This is a genomic window from Klebsiella sp. HMSC16C06 (genome assembly GCF_001808325.1).
GTDB classification, from domain to species: domain Bacteria; phylum Pseudomonadota; class Gammaproteobacteria; order Enterobacterales; family Enterobacteriaceae; genus Klebsiella; species Klebsiella variicola.
Genome location: NZ_KV793025.1, coordinates 1 through 2,784, shown reverse-complemented (window position 1 = coordinate 2,784; position 2,784 = coordinate 1). Strand labels below are relative to the sequence as shown.

1 rRNA gene is annotated in these 2,784 nt (G+C 53.2%); it reads right to left on the bottom strand.

The features are described from left to right. Positions 1-23: 23 nt before the first annotated feature. Positions 24-2,784 (bottom strand): 23S ribosomal RNA (locus HMPREF3142_RS25950); the annotation flags it as partial.

The following is a 2,784-nucleotide window of genomic DNA, read 5'->3' as shown; positions in this document are numbered from 1 at the left end:
CGCCAAAACAGCTTCGGCGTTGTAAGGTTAAGCCTCACGGTTCATTAGTACCGGTTAGCTCAACGCATCGCTGCGCTTACACACCCGGCCTATCAACGTCGTCGTCTTCAACGTTCCTTCAGGAGACTTATAGTCTCAGGGAGAACTCATCTCGGGGCAAGTTTCGTGCTTAGATGCTTTCAGCACTTATCTCTTCCGCATTTAGCTACCGGGCAGTGCCATTGGCATGACAACCCGAACACCAGTGATGCGTCCACTCCGGTCCTCTCGTACTAGGAGCAGCCCCCCTCAATTCTCCAGCGCCCACGGCAGATAGGGACCGAACTGTCTCACGACGTTCTAAACCCAGCTCGCGTACCACTTTAAATGGCGAACAGCCATACCCTTGGGACCTACTTCAGCCCCAGGATGTGATGAGCCGACATCGAGGTGCCAAACACCGCCGTCGATATGAACTCTTGGGCGGTATCAGCCTGTTATCCCCGGAGTACCTTTTATCCGTTGAGCGATGGCCCTTCCATTCAGAACCACCGGATCACTATGACCTGCTTTCGCACCTGCTCGCGCCGTCACGCTCGCAGTCAAGCTAGCTTATGCCATTGCACTAACCTCCTGATGTCCGACCAGGATTAGCTAACCTTCGTGCTCCTCCGTTACTCTTTGGGAGGAGACCGCCCCAGTCAAACTACCCACCAGACACTGTCCGCAACCCCGATAAGGGGCCTACGTTAGAACATCAAACATTAAAGGGTGGTATTTCAAGGTTGGCTCCACGCAGACTGGCGTCCACGCTTCAAAGCCTCCCACCTATCCTACACATCAAGGCTCAATGTTCAGTGTCAAGCTATAGTAAAGGTTCACGGGGTCTTTCCGTCTTGCCGCGGGTACACTGCATCTTCACAGCGAGTTCAATTTCACTGAGTCTCGGGTGGAGACAGCCTGGCCATCATTACGCCATTCGTGCAGGTCGGAACTTACCCGACAAGGAATTTCGCTACCTTAGGACCGTTATAGTTACGGCCGCCGTTTACCGGGGCTTCGATCAAGAGCTTCTCCTTACGGATAACCCCATCAATTAACCTTCCGGCACCGGGCAGGCGTCACACCGTATACGTCCACTTTCGTGTTTGCACAGTGCTGTGTTTTTAATAAACAGTTGCAGCCAGCTGGTATCTTCGACTGGTCTCAGCTCCATCCGCAGGGACTTCACCTACACACCAGCGTGCCTTCTCCCGAAGTTACGGCACCATTTTGCCTAGTTCCTTCACCCGAGTTCTCTCAAGCGCCTTGGTATTCTCTACCTGACCACCTGTGTCGGTTTGGGGTACGATTTAATGTTACCTGATGCTTAGAGGCTTTTCCTGGAAGCAGGGCATTTGTTACTTCAGCACCGTAGTGCCTCGTCATCACACCTCAGCGTTAAAAGGTACCGGATTTACCTGGAACCTCCGCCTACATGCTTAAACCGGGACAACCGTCGCCCGGCTAACATAGCCTTCTCCGTCCCCCCTTCGCAGTAACACCAAGTACAGGAATATTAACCTGTTTCCCATCGACTACGCCTTTCGGCCTCGCCTTAGGGGTCGACTCACCCTGCCCCGATTAACGTTGGACAGGAACCCTTGGTCTTCCGGCGAGCGGGCTTTTCACCCGCTTTATCGTTACTTATGTCAGCATTCGCACTTCTGATACCTCCAGCAGCCCTCACAGGCCACCTTCGCAGGCTTACAGAACGCTCCCCTACCCAACAACACATAGTGTCGCTGCCGCAGCTTCGGTGCATGGTTTAGCCCCGTTACATCTTCCGCGCAGGCCGACTCGACCAGTGAGCTATTACGCTTTCTTTAAATGATGGCTGCTTCTAAGCCAACATCCTGGCTGTCTGTGCCTTCCCACATCGTTTCCCACTTAACCATGACTTTGGGACCTTAGCTGGCGGTCTGGGTTGTTTCCCTCTTCACGACGGACGTTAGCACCCGCCGTGTGTCTCCCGTGATAACATTCTTCGGTATTCGTAGTTTGCATCGGGTTGGTAAGTCGGGATGACCCCCTAGCCGAAACAGTGCTCTACCCCCGAAGATGAGTTCACGAGGCGCTACCTAAATAGCTTTCGGGGAGAACCAGCTATCTCCCGGTTTGATTGGCCTTTCACCCCCAGCCACAAGTCATCCGCTAATTTTTCAACATTAGTCGGTTCGGTCCTCCAGTTAGTGTTACCCAACCTTCAACCTGCCCATGGCTAGATCACCGGGTTTCGGGTCTATACCCTGCAACTTAACGCCCAGTTAAGACTCGGTTTCCCTGCGGCTCCCCTATACGGTTAACCTTGCTACAGAATATAAGTCGCTGACCCATTATACAAAAGGTACGCAGTCACACCCGAAGGTGCTCCCACTGCTTGTACGTACACGGTTTCAGGTTCTTTTTCACTCCCCTCGCCGGGGTTCTTTTCGCCTTTCCCTCACGGTACTGGTTCACTATCGGTCAGTCAGGAGTATTTAGCCTTGGAGGATGGTCCCCCCATATTCAGACAGGATACCACGTGTCCCGCCCTACTCTTCGAGTTCACAACCTGTGCATTTTGGTGTACGGGACTATCACCCTGTACCGTCGGACTTTCCAGACCGTTCCACTAACACACAAGCTGATTCAGACTCTGGGCTGCTCCCCGTTCGCTCGCCGCTACTGGGGGAATCTCGGTTGATTTCTTTTCCTCGGGGTACTTAGATGTTTCAGTTCCCCCGGTTCGCCTCGTTAACCTATGTATTCAGTTAACGATAGTGC